General features: G+C 51.4%; 2 protein-coding genes. Both read left to right on the forward strand.

What is annotated here, in order from left to right; translation table 11 throughout:
- The first annotated feature begins 277 nt into the window (after positions 1 to 277).
- Positions 278 to 940 (forward strand): hypothetical protein, encoded by a 663-nt coding sequence (locus tag ACSR1C_RS20430; RefSeq protein WP_460260848.1) that lies wholly within the window; start codon positions 278 to 280, stop codon positions 938 to 940.
- A gap of 195 nt (positions 941 to 1,135) precedes the next feature.
- Entirely contained in the window at positions 1,136 to 2,692 is a 1,557-nt protein-coding gene (locus ACSR1C_RS20435) for a Fic family protein (RefSeq protein WP_460260849.1), read from the forward strand.
- Positions 2,693 to 2,954: the final 262 nt, after the last annotated feature.

The following is a 2,954-nucleotide window of genomic DNA, read 5'->3' on the forward strand; positions in this document are numbered from 1 at the left end:
TTCCTTGATCATCCCGATGATCTGCGCCTCGGTGAAACGGCTCTTTCGCATTCGTTTGCTCCTTCAAAAGGTTGAGCAAACTCTACATCAGAACGAGGGAAGTTTCGGGGAGCAGGTCACATGTAGTGCAGTCTGTCTCTACTCAATCGGCGTGGCAATCGAGGCAGAGAAATCGTTGGATTCGGATAAGACAGAGAAGCAGAGCAACGATAGACGCGGACCACCGCCGCCTCTATTGTAGGTTCATTGATGTATTTGATAGCGCAGGTTTCTTGTAATGAACGATTTCCCAAACCTTAACCCTAGAGAATTCCAAGAGATTTTTGCGGTTACAGATGAAATGCGCTTGTTGCGCTCAGACCCTTCAAGACTCAATCTCGGTGATTACAAGAACCTCTTGGCCTCGCTTTGTGGCACACTCCGATCTGCAAGGGAGCAAGGACTGGACGACGCTATTCGCTTTGGTAGTAGAGTCACCAATGACCCTGAAATTGCGGAACAGATTCAATCCATTGTGTCCGATTTGGATGCCTTCATGGGGTTCATTCAATTCGAGCGGGACACCCTGACTGCATGCGGGGCTAGCGAAGAAAGCGCTGATGCGATTTCAGAAGAAATCTTCGGTTTACGCGAGCATCTCTTTCAACCTAGCTTTGATGCCGATGGAGTGATTGCCATGCTGTCCAACGGACACGAAGAAATATGTCGGGCGAGCAAAGATGTTACCCGCTACGCGAATAGTGAGCATCAATTTCACGAAGACAAAAAACGTTCACTGCTCACCTACGGGGCGGCTGCCACACTTGCGAATTCTGCCGGTACTGCAATTACGGCTGGAGCGGGGTTTCCATTTTTCGGGATGTCTATTGCCGCAGGCGGTCTTATGATTACTTTACGCGGAACGCTAAATGATCCGCTAGAAAGACCGCCAAGCCGTTGATTTTATGACTTCTCATGCCGAGGTGCTGCGCCTCTTCCCATCGATGGTATTTCCAGCGCTTTTCGACAATCTTGGTCGTTGTGATAGGTTTTCGACATCCATGATTGATTTTCGACACTGCTTCATGTACATTGAGTTTCAGCGTTCAGATGTTTTTCGGTGCGCTTTTCGACATATGTGAAAGAATTTCGACCAATGCAGATAGAACAGCTACGCCCTGACTTTTTTCAGGATGAACCTGTACCAGAAGGCACAAACCTTGCTGGCTGGTCCGCGCTTGTCTGTCATTTGGGCATTCAAGCGCCTGTTCGAAAGCTTGCCTGCGTGTCGGAAAAGCACGTTCGCGGCAACAAGCGTATCGAGGGGCGTTGGGAGGTTTTTGATAAGCGTTATCAGCCAGATGATAGCCTGGAGGGGCATCTGACCTTTGCGTTCCGGCATGAAGATATGGACTTACTTATCCTGAAACGCATCTTCGATGCCGTTCCAGCCAGTGAAATTGAGGTCATTGTTACAGCGACACCGACAGGAACACTGTCGCGGCGCATATGGTTTTTCTACGAAACGCTCACGGGCAACGTGTTGGATTTGGCGGACGCACCAAAAGTCACAGCCGTGGACGCGCTTGACCCGAACGCCTACTTCACCGGGAAAAGTCGCTTCTCGCAGCGACACCGCGTGCGGGATAATCTTCTCGGCACGGGCGCACTATGTCCGATCATCCGTAAAACAGATAAACTCAAAAACCTTGTCGATCTCGATCTTTCCAACAAAGCCAGAGAAACCATCGGCAGGACAGGTGCGCAGGTGATTGCGCGCGCCGCAAGCTTTCTTTTGCTAGCCGATAGCCGCGCCAGCTTTGAAATTGAAGGGGAGCGCGCGCCGATCAACCGCCTTGAGCGCTGGGGGCGCGCCGTTCTGGAGGCCGGGAAAAGGCCACTTAACCAAACAGAAATCTACCGGCTTCACCGCATCCTCATTGGTGATGACCGATTTACGCCCATTGGCTACCGTGAGGACGGAGTCTTTCTCGGCGAACGGGATCACAATAACGAGCCTCTACCTGAGTTTATCGGCGCGCGTCATGAAGAGGTCTTCGAACTGATGACCGCGCTGAACGAATGCAACAATCGCCTCAGAATTTCTGATACGGACGATGTTGATCCGGTTCTGCAAGCGGCGTGTATCGCTTTTGGCTTTGTCTACATCCACCCGCTTGCCGATGGGAACGGGCGTCTGCATCGCTGCCTGATTCATCATGTTCTGGCGGAACGCAGGTTTACACCGCCCGGCATGGTTTTTCCGGTCTCATCTGTGATGCTGGACCGGATTGATGACTACCGGAATGTCTTACAAGGACACTCAGGTCCTTTGATGGATTTCATTGAGTGGCGTGCGTTGCCGAGCGGAAATGTCGAAGTTCTTAATGATACCGCAGACCTCTATAGGTTCTACGATTGCACGGCAGAGGCCGAGTTTCTTTATGAGTGCGTGCTGCGGACCATCGAAGAGGACCTGCCGCGAGAGATTGATTATCTCAAGCGCCATGATCAGGCGATGAAATCCATCATGAACGCGGTTGAAATGCCGGATCGGTTGGCAGAGGACCTGATCATGTTCATTCGTCAAAATGAAGGCAAGCTTGCCAAGCGCAGGCGTGAGCGCGAGCCGATCAATAAATTCACAGATGCGGAAATCGTCCTTATCGAAGGCATCGTCTCAGACGCATTTGAAGAAGCGGAAGGCTCATAACCACCGCTTCTTAAGAAGCGCATTCCTTTTCCACTAACGACAAGCATAGATCAGTCTTTGTCCTGCAATCTCGGTCTCTGTGAAGTCCACGGACAGATCGCGGGCGATGGCCTCATAGTCAATGTAGTGGACCAGATGCTCAGGGAGTGTCATGAACTCTGTGTATCTGGTTTGGCCCATGCGGGTTTCAGATACGGTCACGCGTTGAAGCGCTCATCGAACATGATAGCGAACTGATTGCGGGCGGCAAACCATTCCCGGA

This window comes from Actibacterium sp. D185-2 (assembly GCF_054954595.1).

Excerpts from the sequence above, each read along its gene's own strand:
- ACSR1C_RS20435 (WP_460260849.1), top strand. The coding sequence starts at position 1,136 with ATGCAGATAGAACAGCTACGCCCTGACTTTTTTCAGGATGAACCTGTA.
- ACSR1C_RS20430 (WP_460260848.1), top strand. The coding sequence starts at position 278 with ATGAACGATTTCCCAAACCTTAACCCTAGAGAATTCCAAGAGATTTTT.